This is a genomic window from Pseudomonas marincola, from assembly GCF_900116605.1.
GTDB classification, from domain to species: domain Bacteria; phylum Pseudomonadota; class Gammaproteobacteria; order Pseudomonadales; family Pseudomonadaceae; genus Aquipseudomonas; species Aquipseudomonas marincola.
Genome location: NZ_FPBC01000010.1, coordinates 24,699 through 43,820, shown reverse-complemented (window position 1 = coordinate 43,820; position 19,122 = coordinate 24,699). Strand labels below are relative to the sequence as shown.

The window sequence follows — 19,122 nt, the reverse complement described above, 5'->3', positions numbered from 1 at the left end:
GACCCGGCACTGAGCCGGGTCTTTTGTTTGAGCTGTTTACCGCTGCGTTAGATCTGGAACTGGCCGACCAGTTTTTGCAGGCGGCCGCCGAGGCCGCCTAGTTCGCGGGCGGTGTTGGCGCCTTGGGTGGCGTCGTTGGAGACGACTTCGACGCCTTGGGCGATTTGGTGGACGCTGCGGTTGATCTCTTCGGCGACGGCGGTTTGCTCTTCGGCGGCGCTGGCGATTTGCGCGTTCATTGAGCTGATGGTGCCGATGAGTTCGGCGATGACATCCAGCGATTTGCCGGCCTGATTGGCTTGCTCGGTGGTGTCTTCGCCCATGGCGCTGGCGCGCTGCATGGCTTCTACTGCGTCTTCGGTGGTGGTTTGCAGGCGGTCGATCATGCCCTGGATTTCGCCGGTGCTTTGTTGGGTGCGGCTTGCGAGTGCACGAACCTCGTCGGCGACCACGGCAAAGCCACGGCCTGCTTCACCGGCGCGGGCGGCTTCGATGGCGGCGTTGAGTGCCAGCAGGTTGGTTTGGTCGGCGATGGCGCGGATAACTTCGAGAACGCCGACAATGCCTTGCACGTCTTGGCGCAGGCCATCAATCGAGGCGCTGCTGGTGCGGATTTCGCCGACCAGTTTGTGTGTGCTTTCTACGCTGCGCTCGACCACTTGCTTGGCCGATGCACCTTCCTGATCGGTTTCGCGGGCGGCGTCTGCAGCGCGCTGGGCGCTGGCGGCAACTTCCTGTGCAGCGGCCGACATTTCGTTGATCGCGGTCGCGACCTGATCGGTCTCGTGGCGTTGGCCTTCCATTGCCTGCTCAGAGCGCTGCGCCTGGCTGGATACTTCGCCGACCAGACCGTGCAATTGCGAGGAGGTTGTCGCGACTTGTTGCACCAGCCCGTGAATTTTCTCAATGAAGCGGTTGAACGATGACGCCAGTTCGCCGAGTTCGTCGTGGCTGTCAACGGGCAGGCGATGATTGAGGTTGCCATCACCGGCGGCCATGTCGTCGAGGTTGCTTTTGATGTGCATCAGCGGGCGCAGAATCGAGCCGCTGACGACGCTGGCGAGTAGGCCCATGACCACGAACAGGCCAACGGCTGAGCCAATCATGATCCACAGCAGGCGGTCGATTTGTTCTTCGAATTCGGCACGCGCCGCTTGTACGTCGTTCTCTACGCCGTCGAGGTTGATTGAGGTGCCGAAGGCCATGTCCCACTTCGGCAGGAACTCGGCGTAACCGACTTTGGGCACGACCTTGCTGTCTGCGCCGAGCACGAAGCTGTAATCGACAAAGTGGCTGCCGTCTTTACCGGCGGCAACCAGGTTGCGGATGGCGAAGTCGCCGCTGGAGTCTTTGTAGGTTGAGAAGTCCTGGCCAATCTTGTCTTCGGTGTCGCCCTGAAACAGGCGAATGCTGGCACCGTCGTAACCCCAGAAATACCCATCCTTGCCGTAATTGAGGTGCTTGAGTATTTCGACCGCCTGAGCACGTGCAGCGGTGTCGCCTTGGGCAGATTGCTCGTAGAGCGGGGTGATGGCGCGCTTGGCCAGGGTCACGTAATTTTGAATATTGTTGCGATGTTCGCTGATCAGTTTGCTGCGCGTGTGTTGTTCTTGATCATTGGCGAGGTTTTGCAGGAGGACTACCGAGATCGCACTGATCATCAGGCACAGCAATAAAATGGGCACTAATGTGAGCAGCAGCAGTTTGGTCCGAAGCCGGAGGGACGATAGCACGGCGGTAAATCTCCTAAAAAACCAAGAAGCGAGAAATATCTGACGCCAATTTGTCGACCAATAATTCCGATACTTGAGACTTTCTAGCATTAATTTGCCATCACTCACTCCGAAACCATCATTTCGGGGGTTGTGCTGGCGCCTCGGATACTTTTTCTGCCGGGTAGTGTTGCCCTAAAAACGCCAGCAACCGGGCGTTGACCTCGGCAGCTTTCTCGCTCTGTATCCAGTGACCGCAGTCGGTCAGTTGATGCTGTTCAAGGTTGCTCACCCGGCTTGGCATCTTGCTGATGGTGTAAGCCTCCAGTGTGGCCACCGGGTCTTGCTCGCCGACCATGAACAGCGTCGGTTGGTGGATGACAACATCCTGCAGGAAATCGGTGCGCTGCCAGTTACGCTCGAAGTTGCGATACCAGTTGATCGCGCCTCTGAAACCTTTGTCGGCAAAGGTTTCGACGTACACGGCGAAGTCTTCCGGAGCGCACCATTCGGGTAGCTGTGCGGGCGTCTCGATACCGGCAAACAGTGTTGAGTCCTTGCTGCGCGGTTGCAGCAGTAAGTCGCTCGAGCTGGCGCCTTGCATGAATATGCGCAGGCTGCGGGCAATGTCGGCATCCAGTTCCTGTTCGGCAACGCCCGGTTGCTGGAAGTAGACGATGTAGTTGAAACGGTCGCTGAAGACTTCGCGCATAATTTCAATGGCCGGGCGTTTGCCGCGACCGGCAAAGGGTACCGACAGGGTCACCACGGCGCTGATGCGTTCCGGCTCAAGTTGCGCCAGGTGCCAGGCAATCATGGCGCCCCAGTCGTGGCCGATCATGCACACGTCGTGCTGGTCGAGTGCGGTCATGCTGACCTGAATGTCTGCGCAAATGGTCAGTACGTCATAGGCTTCGATGTCTGCCGGTGCGTCGCTGGCGCCATAGCCGCGCATTTCGGGGACGAACACCCGGTAGCCAGCGGCTGTAAGCGCAGGGATCTGCTCGCGCCATGAGTGCCAGCATTCGGGGAAACCGTGCAGTAACCACACCGGCCGACCTGTTTCAGGGCCTGCGACGTGCACGCAAAGGCGGATGCCATTTACCGAAAGGAACTGCGTGTGAAGTGCTTGCATGGTTTCGCCCTTAGCTGTGGATAACCCGAACTTAGCAGAGCGGGCCACTCACGCTAAGCAGCATTCATCAGGCGAATAGAGGCTGCTTGCGAGGCGCTGGATGCTCTGGAATGGCTGTTTTGGCGCGCTGATCAATCGTGCAGCGGTTGTTCGTCGGTTTTAACCAGCTCGTATACTCGTGACTGAGGTCAGTCCTTGACAGGCCTGCGCTCTGTAGTCTTTTGTCATTACAGGTTATGGGGCCATTAGGGCGCCTGTGCAGGGACTGGCTAAAGGGACGCGCCATGACTTTCATACGGATTTTTCAGGCAACGCTGGGTGCGCTGGTGATGCTTGCGGCTCATGCGCAAGGCAGTGAAACCGCAGCAGGCACAGACTCTGCGCAGATCAAACGCGGGGAATACATTGCCCATCTGGGTGATTGCGTGGCGTGCCACACCGCGCCCGGCGGCAAGCTCATGGCCGGTGGCCTGGAGCTGAAAACGCCGATGGGCACAATCTATTCGAGCAACATTACCCTGGACCCTGAAACCGGCATCGGCAAGTACACCTTTGAAGAGTTTGCTCGCGCGATGCGTGAAGGTGTGAATGCTCAAGGGCAGAATTTGTACCCGGCGATGCCTTATCCGTCTTACGCGAAGATGACGGACGATGACCTCAAGGATTTGTTCGCTTATCTGCTGGGCGGTGTGCCGGCGGTAAAAGAGCCGAATATCGACGCAGACATGAGTTTTCCATTCAACCTGCGCTGGGGCTTGATGTTCTGGAACATGGTGTTTGTCGACAGCGAGCCATTCACCCCGGACCCGAACAAGGATGCGGTGGCCAATCGCGGGGCGTATCTGGTGCAGGGCCTGGGGCATTGCGGCTCATGCCATACGCCGCGCGGGTTGGCGTTTCAGGAGAAGGCACTGAGTGATACCGACAGCCGCGGCGAATACTATCTGGCCGGTGAGAATGTCGAAGAGTGGCGTGCGTTGAGCCTGCGCAATTTGTGGACGGTCAAAGATACCGTGCAGTTGCTGAAGACCGGGCAGAATCGTTTCGCCACGGTGTCTGGCAACATGGTTGATGTGATTCACCACAGTACCCAGCACTTTACTGATGATGATTTGGTGGCGATTGCGACCTATTTGAAGTCGCTGCCGGCGGGTGAAAACGATCTGCCGATGCCGTCAGTTGCCAAGGGGCCGGCAGCATTGCCGGACACATTGTTCAGCAGCCGAGGCGGGTTGGCGTACACGCAATTCTGCGCCGATTGTCACCGCCCTGATGGCGGCGGCGTGCCGGGTATCTTCCCGGCGCTGGCGGGTAACCCGACCACCGCCTCTGAGGTGCCGACGACTCTGTTGCATATCACCCTCACAGGCTGGCAGACGGCCAAGACTGCTGAGCATTCGCGGGTCTACACCATGCCTGGATTCTCGCGGCTGGATGATCAGGAAGTCGCTGAAATTCTCACGTTTATTCGCAGCAATTGGGGCAATAACAGCTCCGCGATATCGGCGGATCAGGTCAAGGAAATGCGCGATCAACTCGACCCGCAGACCACCGATAACTCGACCTTTGAAACACCGCGTCTGGCGAAAATGCTTGATGAGCCGAATGCCGAGCAAGTTGTGCGCGGCATGCGTCTGCATCTGGATACGCGGGCGCTGTTGCCGGATAACGTCGGTGATGTGCTCAACTGCACCAGTTGTCACCTGAATGCCGGCACTGTGGCCGAGGGCTCGCCATTTGTGGGGCTGAGCTCCAAATTCCCGGCGTATCAGGCGCGCTCCGGCAAGGTGATCACGCTGGAGGAACGGATTAATGGCTGCTTCATGCGCTCGATGAATGGCAAGGCGTTGCCAGTCGATTCAGCTGATATGCAGGCGATGGTCGCGTACTTCGACTGGATGCGGATGAACATCAAACCGGATGACAATATTGAAGGGCGCGGGGTCGGCAAGATTGATACCTCGATCCAGCCAGACATGGCCAACGGCAAAAAGGTCTACGACCAGCAGTGCTCGGTCTGTCACGGCAAGGACGGCGAAGGCTTGGCCCGCGCCGACGGTACGCCGATTTATCCACCGCTTTGGGGCGAGCACTCGTTCAACGTGGGGGCCGGTATGGCGCGTACCTACACGGCTGCGGCGTTTGTGAATCGCAATATGCCGGTGGGTTTCCGCGACAAGTTCCCGTTGGGGCAAGGCGGATTGTCGGTGCAGGATTCGGTTGATGTCGCCGCGTACTTTTCTCATCAGCCACGGCCGGATTTCCCGGGCAAAGACAAGGACTGGCCAAAGGATAAAAAACCGGTCGATGCGCGTTACTGATATGCGCTAAGGAAGGTCAGGTACATCATCTCTGCGATGTACCTGATTGCCGTGTGATTACTCGTCGCGCGTGAGGACTTCGAGCAACTCGATTTCAAAAATAAGATTGGAGTTCGGCTTGATAAACGGGCCGAACTCACTCTCGCCGTAAGCCAGATGCGCCGGTACGAAGAGCTTGCGTTTACCGCCGACCTTCATGCCCATCATGCCTTGATCCCAACCCTTGATGACGCGGCCGGTGCCGATCACGCACTGGAAGGGTTTGCCGCGTTGATAGGAGGAGTCAAACACGCGGCCGTCTTCGAGAAAGCCGTTGTATTGGGTGGTGATTAACGCGCCTTTGACCACGGCTTTGCCGTCGCCGACCTCGATGTCTTCAACTATCAGTTCTTTGTTCATGATGCGCTCGTGCTCTTGGCTGTCGGGTTACGGTGGTCTGCAGGCTTTCGCTCAGACGAATCGGCGTGCGGTGTGTTTGTCAGCGCGTGTGGCTGAAGGTTCGCCGGCGATTGTATAAACCCTGTGTATTTGAAACTAGGCGAGGCTGGGCGATTTTGCCATTCGCCTGTTGTTTGCAGGGCTCAATGCGGATTGCCGCGCAGCGCCTGTACGCCATCGTCGTGCGGGTTGTAGTCGTCCAGACGCATGCGTTCGGCAAACGCCTCAGCCGCTGCCTGACCGCTGAGCAAGCGGGCTTGGATGGCGGGCCAGTCATCCGGCTTGATGCGGATCAGCCAGCCGCTGGCGTAGCAGTCCTTGTTGATAAGCGCGGGATTGCGCACCACGTTGTGATTGCTGGCCAGCATAATGCCTGCCAGCGGCGAGCGCGCCGATGAAGCTGCCTTGGCGAACTCGACCACACCAAAGCTGCGGTCACACTCGATGTGTGCGTTGTCGCGCTTGGGCGTGAAGGCGAATATCTGCCCGTAGAGTGCACAGCCATAGGCGGTTAGACCAAGGGTGACACTGCCATCGGGTTCTTCGCGTAACCACAGGTTGTGTTCGGCGGCGTAGAGCAAGTCGTCCGGGAACTCGAGTCCGTTGACGTTCACAGGCTCACGACCCGGTCGTATTCGAGAATCATCTGCGCCAGTTCGCCGCCGCTGGCAATCTCGTCGAGTTCAGGAATCAGGCGTTCGGGTTCAAGCGTAACGCCAGGCGCCCGGCATAACAGAATGCGTACGCCTGCTTGTTTGGCTTGTTGAATGAAGTGGCGAACGGGCTCGCCGCCGGCCACTGCACACAAGTTGTCGGCCACCTCGGTGATCGCCAGTTGCCCGGCTTCGCCACTGAGAAACAGGGTGACTTCGGCCTCCATGCAGGCCAGCAATGTGGCAGTGTAAAACGGCGCAGCGCAGCGGGCCGGGGTACTCGGGCCGCTGCTGACCAAAACCAATACTCGCTGAACAGGTGTTGCCGTCATGTCAGTCCAAAATCAAGTTCCGGGCGCGCGTGGGCTTGTCCCTGCGCAGGCAGCTTAAGCCTAGCGAGCGGCCCATGCTCTGGCAAATACGCGGCGCTCAGCAGGCGACATAAATCGGCGCTGGCACCACCTTGAGCTAGAGTTGATTAGGGCGGGTGTTAAGGCGCTCAGGCAAGTCCGGGCTAAAGATGTGCCTGGGTCAATAAGGTTGGTCTGCGCGGCCTAGTGTTTTACCCTGCAACGCGTACATGGAGTGTCAGGCTGAAACGCGTGGGGGTAAACGCTCGCGGATTCGGCGCATTTGGCATCCTTTATTTCAGCAGTGTGGCCGGTTGTCACGCTCAAGATGTCTAGGTAACAAGGGGTCGTACATGTCATTTTCCGAGGGTTATCGCCGTCGACTAACGCGTCTGGTTGCGGGCGTGTTTTTGTGTCTGGGCATGGGCAGTGCTCATGCGGATGAAGCGGTTGTGGTCTCGTCGAAGATCGACACCGAAGGCGCCGTGCTGGGCCAACTGATTGCGCAAACGCTAAAGCGCGGCGGTGTGCCGGTTAAAGAGCGCCTGCAACTCGGCGGCACGAGCATTGTGCGCAACGCCCTGATTGCCGGTGAAATTGATATTTACCCGGAGTACACCGGCAATGGCGCGTTCTTCTTCGACCGTGGCGACAGTCCGGTGTGGAAGGATGCGCAAAAAGCCTATGACACGGTGAAAAAACTCGACGCCGAGGCCAACAAGCTGGTCTGGCTGCAACCGGCAGACGCCAATAACACCTGGGCCATGAGTATTCGCGGAGATGTTGCCCGCGCCAATAAGCTGGTCACGCTGGAAGATCTGGCCAAGTACCTGAATGACGGTGGCGAGTTCAAGTTTGCTGCAAGCTCCGAGTTCGTCGAGTCGGCCAGTGCCTTGCCAGCATTTCAGAAAGCTTATGGTTTCAAGCTCAGCCCCGAGCAGCTGGTTATTCTTTCGGGCGGCAACACAGCGGCCACCTTACGCGCTGCGGCGCTGCAAACCAATGGCGTTAACGGCGCCATGACTTACGGTACTGATGGCGGCCTGAGTGCTTTGGATTTGCAGGTGCTGGAAGACACCAAAGGCGTGCAGCCGGTGTATCAGCCTGCGCCGCTGGTGCGTACCGAGGTGCTGAAAAAATACCCGCAGATCGAAACCTTGCTGGCGCCGGTGTTTGCCAAACTCAACCTGCAGGTGCTGCAAAAACTCAATGCCGATGTTGCGGTGAATGGCGCCGACCCACGACAGGTCGCCACTTTGTTTCTGGACGGCATCAAACCCTGAGTGAGCGGGCTAATGGAGTCTCCCCGCTCGACGCCTAATCGGGTGGTTCTAACCTTGGTGTGTATTGTGCTGGCGGTGTTGCTGCTGGCGGACTTTGCCAGTGTGCAGGCCAATCGCATTGTGCCGGGCCAAGGCCTGGGGTTGTTCAAGGCATTGGGCTCTGTGTGGGCCAGCGGCTTGATCGCAGGCTTGCTGGCTATTGCCGCCCTGGCTTGGCGGCCCAATCCACTGCGCTATCGCCTGATGCTGGCGCTGGTCGTGCTGCTGCTGTGCCAGTTACCCCTGAGTCTGGCCTGGTTCATTCATCTGCATATCGCTGACGATCAGCCGTACGCGCGGGCGGGTATTGCCGCAGGCGGTTGGACCTTGCTGTTTATCGGCTCTTTGCTGCTTATCGAGTGCCGCCAACGCATGCAGCCCGCGCCCTTTTGGTGGCGCGCGGCCCCGTTGGGTCTGGTGTTGATCAGCGCCTGGCTGATTTATAGCGGCGATCTGGCCGCGTTATCGTTGTTGCGCGAGTACAGCAGCCGCCGTAGTGAGTTCTGGCAGGCGCTTGCCGGGCACCTGAGTCTGGTCGGCGGTGCATTACTTGGCAGCCTGATTATCGGCCTGTTGCTGGCGTGGCTGACGCTGCGAGTGCCGCGTTTGCAGCGGCCAATTTTTGGGCTGCTGAATTTCTTTCAGACCATCCCCAGCCTGGCGTTGTTTGGCTTGCTCATCGCGCCGCTGAGTTATCTGGCCAACAAGTACCCGGTGCTGCAGGGACTCGGTATTCATGGCATTGGTTGGGCGCCGGCGATTATTGCGCTGGTGGCTTACAGCCTGCTACCGGTGGTGCGTAATACCAGTGTCGCGCTCAGCGGGGTAGCGCCTGCAGTTATCGAGTCTGCCCACGGCATGGGCATGAGTTCATGGCAGGTGTTGCGTCAGGTGCGCGTGCCGTTGGCCCTGCCGGTGATTATCGAAGGTATCCGTATCACCACCATTCAGGCCATCGGTCTGGTGGCAGTTGCCGCCCTGATTGGCGCCAGTGGTTTTGGCAGCTTTATCTTTCAGGGGCTGGGGCAGGGGGCAATGGATCTGGTGCTGCTGGGCGCCCTGCCGACAATTTTTCTAGCACTGTTGGCCGACGCACTGTTCAGCGCGCTGGCCAGACACTGCCAACCAGGAGTCCGGGCATGACGCCGACCCCGATGATCGAGTTAAGCCACGTCAGCCGCCTGTTTGATAACGCGGTGGCGGTGGATGATATTTCCCTGCAAATCAACAGCGGCGAATTGTGCGTGATCGTCGGCACATCGGGGTGCGGCAAGTCGACAACCCTGCGCCTGCTGAACAAATTGATCAGCTGCTCCAGCGGCAATATCCGTATCGACGGCGAAGACATTGCCGGGCTCGATGCCAAATTGCTGCGTCGGCGCATGGGCTACGCCATCCAGAACACGGGCTTGTTCCCACACTGGAGTGTCGAGCGCAATATTGGAGTGGTGCCTACGCTGCTGGGCTGGTCACCGGAGAAGATCAAGGCACGGGTGCATGAGCTGCTGGAATTGCTGTCGCTGCCTTACGCCGAGTTCGCGCACAAGTTTCCCAGCCAATTGAGCGGTGGTCAGGCGCAGCGGGTTGGGGTTGCCCGGGCGCTGGCGGGCGATCCGGATATTTTGCTGATGGATGAGCCGTTCGGTGCGCTCGACCCGATTACCCGCGACTCGTTGCAAAACGAGTTGCTGCGCATTCAATCGCAGATCAACAAGACCATTGTGTTTGTCACCCACGATATTGATGAAGCGCTGAAACTGGCGACGCGGATTGTAGTGATGGACAAGGGCCGTATCGTTCAGCATGACACGCCGGCCAATCTGCTCGATCGTCCGGTGAATGAGTTCGTGCAGAGTCTGCTCGGGCAGAACGAGCGCGGCCTCAAACGTGCCAGTCTGGAACCGGTGAAAACCCACATGCAAGCACTAAGCGGTGATCTGCCGGAGCATTCGGTGAACGTCGATGACACGCTGCGCCAAGCCATGTCGCTGATGTACTGGCATCGCACCGACATTCTCTGTGTGCGCGATGCCGACAACCACGCGGTGGGGCTGCTGCCCATGCGCGCCTTGCTCGACAGCCCGACTGCATGAGGCGGTTGCTGGCGATGCTACGCAATGGTTGGGTGCCGCTCATGTGGTTGCTGCTGTTGCTGGTGGCGGTGTTTTCGATGGATCAGTTCGAGGGCTTTTTTCGCCAGATCGAACCGGATGCCCGCGCGGTAATTTATCAGCGCAGCAGCTTTGCGCAATTGCTGGGTAAGCACCTGCTGATTGTCGGGGCTGCGTCGCTGGTGTCGGTTATCGTCGGGGTTGCAGCCGGAATTCTCGCGACGCGGCGCTGGGGCCGCGACTTCCTGCCACTGGTGAGTCAGGTGGCGTCTATCGGTCAGACATTCCCGCCTGTTGCGGTATTGGCATTGGCCGTGCCGCTGCTCGGCTTTGGCAGCCTGCCGACCATATTTGCGCTGGTGCTGTATGGCTTATTGCCGGTGCTGCGCAACACCCTCGCCGGGCTGCAGGATGTTTCACCAACGGTGATCGAAGCGGCGCGGGGCATTGGCATGAGCCCATTGCAGAGCTTGTTCAAGGTCGAATTGCCGCTGGCAAGTGTGGTAATTCTGGCGGGCATTCGCACCTCGGTAACGGTGGCGATTGCCACTGCCGCAATCGGCTCGACCATCGGCGCCAGCACGCTGGGTGATCCGGTGATTGCCGGGTTGGTGAATGGCAACACTGCCTACGTGTTACAGGGCGCCATCTTGATTGGCCTGCTCGCGGTGTTGATCGACAGCCTGTTTGAATGTGTGCAGCAGTGGTTTGCTGTACGGCAAGGGCGGGCGCAATAGCTGGCAATTACGCCGGCTCATGATTGCGCTCAGCGGTATCGGGTTTTTGCGGGCGCTTGGGTGATGACATAACGGTGCAGTTGCGGCCGTTGAACTTGGCTTGATACAGCGCCTCGTCAATGCGCCGGACAAACTGATTCGGGCTTGAATCGAGTTCAATCTCCATGCAGCCAACGCCCAGGCTTGAGGTGATGCGGATGGACTGCTCGCCAATCGGCATATCATGCTCACTCAGGGCTTTGCGGAAATTCTCGGCCAGCACATAGGCGTTGTTATGCGAGGTGTTGTGCATGAGCACCGCAAACTCTTCGCCGCCCAAGCGCAGCAGTGTGTCGCTCTCGCGGCGGAAAACATTGCGCATTACATCGGCAAATCCGACCAGGCAGATATCCCCGCACGAATGACCGTAGCGATCATTCACTGACTTGAAATGATCGATATCCAGCATCACCAGCGACAGCGGCACCCCCTGACGTTTGGCGTTGTTCATCATGTTCGCCAGCAGGCTGTCGAACTTCAGCCGATTACCAAGCTGCGTGAGGCTGTCGGTCAGGCTCAGGTGTTTAAGCGCTTCCTGACGTTTGATCAATTGCAACTCGATAGCCAGAGTATGCCGATACTCGCGGTGGCTACTGCTGAGCAGCAACAGCAAAAAACTCAGGTAGAACATCAGTGTGATCAGGGTCGAGAGGTTCTGCTGTCCCTGATGCAACATCACCAATAATGTCGGTATATAGAGCATCAGCAGGGCGAGTCGCGCGCGCCTCAGGTTCATGGAAAAACTGAAGGCGTGAACAGTGCTGAAGGCGATGGTCATCAGCGTAACCAGAGCCCAGGTTTCATCAAAGCTGGGTTGCAGGCGCGCCCACGCAGCCGTTGCTCCCCACAAAAAGGCGCTGGCCAGAATGATCGCCCAGTGCAGGTTCAGCCAACGCTTGAGGTTTGGTACTGTCAGCTCGACCGGCAGGGTGTGGCGTTTGCGTAATTGCATCAGGCCGAAAAACAGAGCGCTACCGGTCAAGCCTGCCAAGGTGTGATCGCTCATGCCCGGGCCTAGCAGCCAAACCAGCAACCATGCGCTCAGGTAATAACAGCCGCCGAGCCGGGCTCGGAGTTGGGTGTCTTTGGCTTCACGCCACAATACGAAAACCCGTGGGCTGCTGGGGACGTCGGGCTCTTTCATTGGCGTCAAATACTTGTGGTCAATAAGGCGATAACTATGACCACTGTGCTATGACGCTGCTCAGTGCTTTTGTTGTAGTCCCGGCCCAAACTTGTCTTTCTGAACGAAAGTTAGGCTACAGAAAGCGCCGGTTGCGCCGGTGTACCGCTCAACCACAGGCCCGCTGTGATTGGCGGCGCAGTTATCTAGCGCAGTATCAGCAGGGCGCTGGTGCTGGAACGGAGCAAATTGGTCGTGGTGCTGCCGACGAAGAACTGACGGATTCTTGAGTGGCCATAAGCGCCCATCGCCAGCAGGTCGATGTTGTGCTCGGCCTGATACGCGTGCAGAGCCGGTTCAACCTCGCCTGCGACAATCGCCAGATGCACTTCACTGGCTGTCTTGAGCAAGCGATGCTGAGCGGTTTTCAGTTGTTCGCGCGTGGCATGGCTGTCTGCGCCGACCATTACCAAGTGGCAAGGCAGACCTTTGATTAGCGGGCTGTCGGCGAGCATTTCAACGCTCTTGTGCGCAGTCGCGCTGCCGTCGAACGCCAGCATGATTTGCTGGGGTGCCGTGAACGTGTCGCCAGCCACCAGAATCGGTTTGTGCAGGGTGCGGATTACGCTTTCAAGATGGCCGCCCACCTGATGCTCGGTGCTGGCACTGCGTTCGCCCTGGCGGCCGATGACCAGCAGGCGCATCTCGTTTTCGAGTTCGCTGAGGCAGGCGATCAGGTCGCCGTGACGTTGGCGCAACATCGGCTCAGTGATGCCTGCTGCCTGCACGCGGCTTTGCGCCGCCTGAAGAATAATCCGGCCTTCCTCAAGTGCGACCTTGCTGCGCTGCTGATCAAGTGCTGCCAGTTCAGTCAGCAAATGCTCGCGGCTGCCCAAGCCGATAGTGCCGCTGAGATCGCCCGCTTGTGGATAAAGCGTACGGTCGAGAATATGCAGCAGGGTCAGCGGCGCTTGCAGGCGCTGGCTGGCCCATGCGGCGTAATCACACACGCTTGGTGCTGCGGCTGATCCATCGATGCTGGCGAATACTTGGCTCATCTGACGTGTCCTTGTGGTTGGCAGCCGCTTCGGGCTGCGCAGCGTATTTCGCGACTTTTTAGTGGCCCATCAGGTTATCCACGGCATCGGGTTTGTCATGCACGCCAAACCGGTCGACGATGGTGGCGCTGGCCTGATTGAGCCCGATTACTTCAACTTCGGTGCCTTCGCGGCGCAATTTCAGCACCACTTTATCGAGCGCCGCTACGGCGGTGATGTCCCAGAAATGTGCGCGGGACAGGTCTATACAGACCTTATCAAGCGCCTCGCGGAAATCAAATGCATTGATGAATTTGTCGGCGGACGAGAAGAACACCTGGCCGACAATGTTGTAGGTGCGTTGCGTACCGTTGGCATCAATTTCAGAGCTGATGAACAAGAAGTGGCCAATTTTGTTGGCGAAGAACATCGCCGCCAACAGCACGCCAGCCAGCACCCCGAACGCCAGATTGTGGGTAAACACCACCACCGCGACGGTCACCAGCATGACGATATTGGTCGAGAGCGGGTAGTGCTTGAGGTTACGAATCGAGTCCCAGCTAAAGGTGCCGATCGACACCATGATCATCACCGCCACCAGCGCAGCCATCGGGATCTGGCTGACCCAGTCACTCAGAAATACCACCATGATCAGCAGCACCGAACCGGCGATCAAGGTCGACAAGCGGCCACGGCCACCCGACTTAACGTTGATTACCGACTGGCCGATCATTGCGCAACCAGCCATGCCGCCGAGCAGGCTGGAGGCGATATTGGCTACGCCCTGACCCTTGCATTCGCGGTTCTTGTCGCTGGAGGTGTCGGTCAGGTCGTCGACAATGGTCGCGGTCATCATCGACTCAAGCAGGCCCACCACGGCCATCGCGGCGGAGTAAGGGAAGATGATCTGCAGGGTTTCGAAGGTCAGCGGGACATCCGGCCAGAGGAAGATTGGCAAGGTGTCGGGCAACTCGCCCATATCGCCCACGGTGCGAATGTCCAGGCCCAGGGCAATGGCCACGGCGGTCAGCGTGAGAATGCACACCAGCGGAGACGGGATAACCTTGCCAATCACCGGCACATACGGGAACAGGTAAATAATGCCCAGTCCAGCGGCGGTCATGGCATAAACATGCCAGGTTACGTTAGTCAGTTCCGGCAGCTGCGCCATGAAAATCAAAATCGCCAGCGCGTTGACGAAGCCGGTCACCACCGAGCGCGAAACAAAACGCATCAGCGAGCCAAGCTTGAGGTAACCCGCCCCGATTTGCAGGAGGCCGCAAAGCAGCGAGGCCGCCAGCAAATACTGCAACCCGTGATCCTTGACCAGCGTCACCATCAGCAGCGCCATGGCTCCGGTGGCGGCTGAGATCATGCCCGGGCGGCCGCCGACAAAGGCGATAACCACGGCAATGCAGAAAGAGGCGTACAGACCTACTTTGGGATCAACGCCGGCGATGATCGAGAACGCAATGGCTTCCGGGATCAGTGCCAGTGCAACGACCAGCCCCGCCAGGACATCGCCGCGTAAATTAAAAAACCAGGTGTTCTTGAGTGACTGCAGCATGCTGTTTTCCACAATGGTTGTGAGCCTGGCCGGTGGGCACGACGTCGGTTCGGGTAAGCGTAGCGTTAGCGGTGCGCCGTTGACCTCGGCGGCCATGCGCAAGGTGCACAAGGCACGTTGGTGGTTTAACGCAGCGAATGGCCAAGCGGGCTGGCCGCACAGGCGAGGCGAGGCTCGCGCGGCTGCCGAGCGTTGCGCGGCAGGTGCAAAAAAGGCGGCAAAGGTAACACGATATATCTTTGAGATCACCCCGCAGGCCTTGCCAATACGGGGTGTGGCGGTTATCCGCGACGAATGAACCAGATGCCGCCAACGATCAGCAACAAACCAATGACCTTGCTCGCGCTGATGGGTGCTTCACGAAAACCAGCCCAGCCGAAGTGATCCAGGGTCACGGCCATGGTCAATTGCCCGGCGATCACCAGCACCATGAACAGAAGTGCACCCACTCTGGGACCGGCGAAGGCGGCGGTGGCGATAAACATCACACCGAGGAAACCGCCACACCAATGCCACCAGGTCAGGCCTTTGAGGCTGGCAAAACCGGGAAGCTCGCGCTGGATCAACACCAGCAGGAACAACGCCACGGTGCCCACCCCGAAGGAAATGAGCGAGGCGGCCAGAACGCTGGAAACTTGCTTGGCCAGTTGGCCATTGATCCCGGCTTGTAGGGGCAGGCAGGCGCCTGCGACAAATGGCAATGCAAGTAACCACCAGATAGGGGCGGGCATGGCTGACTCCTGATTATTTCAGCCGCGCATTATGCCGCAAAACGCGAAGTATTGGGGCGCGAATCAGTGAGACAACGAAGAGTCGGCTGTTTATAAATTATTGTTTTGAATAACGGCACCAATAATTAGAGTGTTCCTGTTCTGTTGTCGCCAAATAAAGACGAAATACAATGAGTAGGTATTATAACTTTGTAATTATTGTGCTCGGAATTTATGCAGGATATATAAAGGGTTAATACCAAGTTCAGGGTTGTAGCCAGTTAGTCGTTGATCTTTGATGTAGACACATTAAACGTTGCAATTGTTGATTGAGTTAATTGCATTCAAGCGTCTACAAGGATTGAGAAAATGAATAACACAACCCGGATCACGTCGTGCACAGCTCTCGCATTAGTCATGTTGGTTTCAGTAGTAGGTTGCAGCAGTGGCGGTGGTGGATCAAAGAGCTTTGTCGACAGCGCCTCGAGTGACGGTACTGCCGTTGATGGCACTGCAACCGATGGAACCGACGGTACAAACGGCGGTACTGGTGCAACGGGGGGCACCGATACTTCGGGCGGCACAGCTGGGACTGGCGGCAATGGCGGAACTGGCGGTGACGGAACAGGTGGCGACGGAACCGGCGGCGGTGGTACTGAGCCGCCAGTCGATCCGGGTGAAGTAACGCCTCCCGGATCGACCGTGACCCCGACCGTCACGGGCCAGACTATAGGCACTGTGGGCGATACGGTTACGGCGGCAGGTGATGGTGTGAGCCAAATTGGTGGAACAGTCAAAAATATCAAGGTTCTGGGCAGTAACGATCTGACCTCGGGGGTCGGTGATCTGGTGACCTCGACCGGCAACGCGGTTAGTTCGGTGGGCGATGGCCTTAATGACGGGCTTGGCCAATTGGGCACCGGCAACAATTCACTCGGTGTTACGGCGGCGAGCGTTGGCACTGCGACTAACGATCTGGGGCAGGGCGTATCAAGCGTTGGCGCCTCTCTTGCCGCCGTGGGTGGCAGCGAAAAAATACAGCGGTTGCCTCTGGTTGGCGGCGTGGTCACCCACGTTGGCAACTTGGTCGATGGCACCGGTGAGCGCGTCAGCATGCTGGGTGACACGCTGAGCCAAGTGACGACTCAAGGCCCGTTGGGTGATCTGACCGACTCGGTAAGCAACGATCTGCTGGTGCCGGTCATCCGAATAGTTGAAGGCACAACCCAGCAGGCGGGTCATACCACCAAGCTAGGTACGCCAGTTGATCAGGTGTTGGATAAAGCCGGCAACACGCTCGCCGTGGTGGGCGGCAAGGTGATTGGCGCGGGCAATGGCAATCCGTTGACCAATACCGTTGGCGGCGCACTGGCTAATGTCGGCGGCACGCTCGGGGTTTCTGGTGGATACCTGCAAACCTCGGAAACCAATGAGTCCGGCGCGCCTCTGGCCGCCAATGGTCTGGGTGCGCTGACAACAACGGTGGGCGGGCTGACCAATAGCGTTGCCGATAAAACCAAGTTGGGTACGCCGGTGTTTGGCGTGGTTGAAACAGTCGGCGGTGTGGTTGCAGGTGTAGGCAGCGGCCTCACCGCAGGGACCAACAATGCGGTGCTCGGGTCTGCCGGAGTGAACGCCGCAGCGGTGGGCGGCACAGTTGCATCGCTGGGCACGCTGGTTGGTGGAACTGGCGCGCCGAACACCAGCGCTGGGGCGCCATTGGCCGCGGTAACCAGTTCGCTCGGAACGGCAGTAACGCCGGTGGTGAATACAGTGGGCGGTTTGACTCAGAAGGTCGGAGCGGCAACCCAGCTCGGCGCGCCAGTCAGCGGCTTGCTTAATCAGGTGGGCGGTGTGGTGACCAGCCTGGGCAACCAAATCAATGCGGGGACCCCCAATCCGGTTATCAGTCAGGTGGGTTCAACGCTCGGCACTGTCGGTCAAACAGTCGGACAGGCAGGCACGCTGGTCAATGGCGCCACGGGAGGTACTGGCTCGGGTGTGCTGAACGGCGGTGTTGCCGATGCCACGCAAACAGGCGGTTCGCAGCGCGGTGGTTTGCTGGGAGGGTTGCAAGGCTTGCTCCGCAAGTAATGGTGTTCCCTTTCGCGCCGGGCTTCATGCTGACCCGGCGCGCTTTTTTTTGCATAAAAACGTGTCAGCAGTTTGGTCAGGGAGTGTCCTATGCGCGCTTTAGTCGTTATGTCTGCACTGGGGTTGGTTTGCGCTCAAAGCGTTATGGCGCAGCAATTGCCCGGATTTCTTAATAGCAATGACAATCAGCAGAATCTGCCGCTGCCCAACTTGCCGGCCGACGCCTATCGCCCGTCTTCGGTCGACATGAAGTTGCCTGAGCCGGCGGCGGACTCACCGCAGCAAGCCTTGCTGATGAGTACTCCGGTGGAGGTGCGCGGCATCGGGATCGAGGGCGGTACGGTTTACTCGCTGGAGGAGCTGGCGGCGGTCTATCAGCCTTTGATTGGGCGCAGCGTAAAATTGGCAGACCTTATCAAGGCCACCCGCAAGATCACCCAGCGTTATCAGGCTGATGGTTATCTGCTCTCGTACGCCTACTTGCCGCCGCAGGACTTTACTCAGGGCCAGATTCGCGTCGTGCTGGTTGAGGGTTACGTTAAAGACAGCGAGTTGCGCGGCGACCTGGGTTCGGTCGCAAGCTACGTTGAGCAGTTGATGGCCAAAATCGAAGCCGAACGCCCACTCACGCGCAAAACATTCGAGCGTTACACCACACTCATGAGCATGATTCCGGGCGTAACCCTGCAAGCTCAGGTCCCGCCGCCAGGCACCACCGACGGCGCCAGTCACCTGATCGCCAGCGCATCGCGCAAGCCCTTCACCAGCAGCCTCAACTTGAGTGATAGCAGCCGCGATGAGCTGCAAGCGGTAGTGTCTGCCAGCAGTAATTCACAGACTTCCTTCGCTGAGCAGGTCACCCTGAGCGCGCTGTTCCCGCCGGGCGAAGATGACGAGCGTTACTACAGGCTCGATTACTCGCAGTTCATTGGTACTGAAGGCACGCAGTTGAGCTTGTTTGGCTCGACCTATTCGAGTGAGCCAAGCGAGCGGATTAATCTGGGCAATGGCATTGAGCTGCGCAACAAACGTGACAATCAGCGGGTATCCGTTGGCTTGAGCCATCCATGGATCGCCTCGCCCAATCATTGGCTGGGCACTACCGCGCGGGTTTATGCGGTGGACGACAAAACTGAGTTCGACGTTGTCGGTTATCCGCTGAGTTTTGAGAGCAACACCGAGATGCGTGCATTGGCACTTGAGGCGGACTGGCGTCAGGCTGACGAGTCGCAATTGCGCATTCTCAGCGGCGGCCTGTATCAGGGCATCGACAGCTGGGGCGCAGAAACGGACAACCCGTTAATCGACCTGGACTTCTTCCGCCTGCGCGTTTCCGGGGTGCAGAGTGACAAGTACACGGTGGCGCTGCAGGGCGTTGTCTCGGCGGCGCTGTACTGGAGTGATGACTCGCTGCCGGATGCCGAGCAAGCGGTGTTTGGCGGCCAGAACTTTGCCCGTGGCTACCCAGGCGATCAGGCATCGGGCGATAAAGGCTGGGGCGCGTCCTACGAGCTCAACTACAGCTTCACGCGAGACAGTAACTGGCTGCGGTTGATGCAACCCTACGCCGTAATTGACGCGGCGCGTACGCGTTTCAATGCCTCGCAGTTGCCTGAGTCTAAGTTGTCCTCGGCGGCATTGGGCCTGCGTTTCGGTGATGCGCGTTACTACAACGTCTCGCTGGAAGTGGCCAAGCCAATGTCTGATATCGCCCTCGACAGCCGCAGCCGCGACCCGCGCATCAACCTCAGTTTCAGCTACCAGCTGTAAGGC

At 58.5% G+C, this 19,122-nt stretch carries 17 protein-coding genes and 1 pseudogene; 8 read left to right on the top strand and 10 right to left on the bottom strand.

What is annotated here, in order from left to right:
• Positions 1–47: 47 nt before the first annotated feature.
• The 3 genes and pseudogenes from BM395_RS23870 to BM395_RS16110 form a co-directional block, all read right to left on the bottom strand.
• On the bottom strand, positions 48–803 hold the full coding sequence (locus tag BM395_RS23870) for a methyl-accepting chemotaxis protein (RefSeq protein WP_371850781.1): 756 nt from the start codon (positions 801–803) through the stop codon (positions 48–50).
• Between the two features lie 102 nt (positions 804–905).
• Positions 906–1,661 (bottom strand): annotated as a pseudogene (locus BM395_RS23865) (cache domain-containing protein); the annotation flags it as partial.
• Positions 1,662–1,851: 190 nt separating this feature from the next.
• Entirely contained in the window at positions 1,852–2,847 is a 996-nt protein-coding gene (locus BM395_RS16110; RefSeq protein ID WP_090513675.1) for an alpha/beta fold hydrolase, read from the bottom strand.
• A 284-nt stretch (positions 2,848–3,131) separates the two neighbouring features.
• Between BM395_RS16110 and BM395_RS16105 the strand changes: the two genes are divergently transcribed.
• Entirely contained in the window at positions 3,132–5,168 is a 2,037-nt protein-coding gene (locus BM395_RS16105) for a c-type cytochrome (RefSeq protein WP_090513672.1), read from the top strand.
• Positions 5,169–5,225: 57 nt separating this feature from the next.
• Here the strand turns inward: BM395_RS16105 and BM395_RS16100 are convergent, their stop codons facing one another.
• The 3 genes from BM395_RS16100 to BM395_RS16090 all read right to left on the bottom strand — a co-directional run bounded on the left by BM395_RS16100 (position 5,226) and on the right by BM395_RS16090 (position 6,591).
• On the bottom strand, positions 5,226–5,567 hold the full coding sequence (locus tag BM395_RS16100; protein ID WP_090513669.1) for an FKBP-type peptidyl-prolyl cis-trans isomerase: 342 nt from the start codon (positions 5,565–5,567) through the stop codon (positions 5,226–5,228).
• Between the two features lie 182 nt (positions 5,568–5,749).
• The gene (locus tag BM395_RS16095) at positions 5,750–6,220 is read right to left on the bottom strand and encodes a glycine cleavage system protein H (protein ID WP_090513667.1); all 471 of its coding nucleotides are present in this window, start codon (positions 6,218–6,220) and stop codon (positions 5,750–5,752) included.
• On the bottom strand, positions 6,217–6,591 hold the full coding sequence (locus tag BM395_RS16090) for a DsrE family protein (protein ID WP_069902510.1): 375 nt from the start codon (positions 6,589–6,591) through the stop codon (positions 6,217–6,219). Before BM395_RS16090 ends, BM395_RS16095 begins: the two co-directional genes overlap by 4 nt.
• A gap of 371 nt (positions 6,592–6,962) precedes the next feature.
• On the opposite strand from BM395_RS16090, the gene osmF reads away from it, so the two are divergent.
• The 4 genes from osmF to BM395_RS16070 are packed head-to-tail and all read left to right on the top strand — an operon-like array spanning position 6,963 to position 10,779.
• Positions 6,963–7,892, top strand: coding sequence for a glycine betaine ABC transporter substrate-binding protein OsmF (gene osmF / locus BM395_RS16085; RefSeq protein WP_090513663.1), 930 nt, complete (start codon positions 6,963–6,965; stop codon positions 7,890–7,892).
• Between the two features lie 12 nt (positions 7,893–7,904).
• Positions 7,905–9,074: an ABC transporter permease gene (locus BM395_RS16080; protein WP_090513660.1), complete on the top strand. Its 1,170-nt coding sequence runs from the start codon at positions 7,905–7,907 to the stop codon at positions 9,072–9,074.
• Positions 9,071–10,024, top strand: coding sequence for an ABC transporter ATP-binding protein (locus BM395_RS16075; protein WP_242454855.1), 954 nt, complete (start codon positions 9,071–9,073; stop codon positions 10,022–10,024). Before BM395_RS16080 ends, BM395_RS16075 begins: the two co-directional genes overlap by 4 nt.
• 41 nt (positions 10,025–10,065) lie before the next feature.
• On the top strand, positions 10,066–10,779 hold the full coding sequence (locus tag BM395_RS16070) for an ABC transporter permease (RefSeq protein ID WP_335723560.1): 714 nt from the start codon (positions 10,066–10,068) through the stop codon (positions 10,777–10,779).
• A gap of 7 nt (positions 10,780–10,786) precedes the next feature.
• On the opposite strand, the gene BM395_RS16065 is transcribed toward BM395_RS16070, so the two are convergent.
• From BM395_RS16065 to BM395_RS16055, 3 genes are all read right to left on the bottom strand, one after another.
• On the bottom strand, positions 10,787–11,962 hold the full coding sequence (locus BM395_RS16065; RefSeq protein ID WP_090513656.1) for a GGDEF domain-containing protein: 1,176 nt from the start codon (positions 11,960–11,962) through the stop codon (positions 10,787–10,789).
• 185 nt (positions 11,963–12,147) lie between these two features.
• Positions 12,148–12,999, bottom strand: coding sequence for a universal stress protein (locus BM395_RS16060; RefSeq protein WP_069902515.1), 852 nt, complete (start codon positions 12,997–12,999; stop codon positions 12,148–12,150).
• Between the two features lie 58 nt (positions 13,000–13,057).
• Complete coding sequence (locus BM395_RS16055; RefSeq protein ID WP_069902516.1) at positions 13,058–14,545, bottom strand: SulP family inorganic anion transporter; 1,488 nt, start codon at positions 14,543–14,545, stop codon at positions 13,058–13,060.
• Between BM395_RS16055 and BM395_RS16050 the strand changes: the two genes are divergently transcribed.
• The gene (locus tag BM395_RS16050) at positions 14,544–14,843 is read left to right on the top strand and encodes a hypothetical protein (RefSeq protein ID WP_090513653.1); all 300 of its coding nucleotides are present in this window, start codon (positions 14,544–14,546) and stop codon (positions 14,841–14,843) included. The genes BM395_RS16055 and BM395_RS16050 overlap by 2 nt on opposite strands.
• On the opposite strand, the gene BM395_RS16045 is transcribed toward BM395_RS16050, so the two are convergent.
• A complete protein-coding gene (locus BM395_RS16045) occupies positions 14,827–15,276 on the bottom strand; it encodes a DMT family transporter (RefSeq protein ID WP_069902518.1) in 450 nt (149 codons plus the stop codon). The two genes, BM395_RS16050 and BM395_RS16045, sit on opposite strands and share 17 nt — an antisense overlap.
• Positions 15,277–15,624: 348 nt before the next feature.
• Here BM395_RS16045 and BM395_RS16040 point away from each other — a divergent pair, with 348 nt between their 5' ends.
• Positions 15,625–17,349: a collagen-like triple helix repeat-containing protein gene (locus BM395_RS16040; RefSeq protein WP_090513649.1), complete on the top strand. Its 1,725-nt coding sequence runs from the start codon at positions 15,625–15,627 to the stop codon at positions 17,347–17,349.
• A gap of 90 nt (positions 17,350–17,439) precedes the next feature.
• Positions 17,440–19,119: a ShlB/FhaC/HecB family hemolysin secretion/activation protein gene (locus BM395_RS16035; RefSeq protein WP_090513646.1), complete on the top strand. Its 1,680-nt coding sequence runs from the start codon at positions 17,440–17,442 to the stop codon at positions 19,117–19,119.
• Positions 19,120–19,122: the final 3 nt, after the last annotated feature.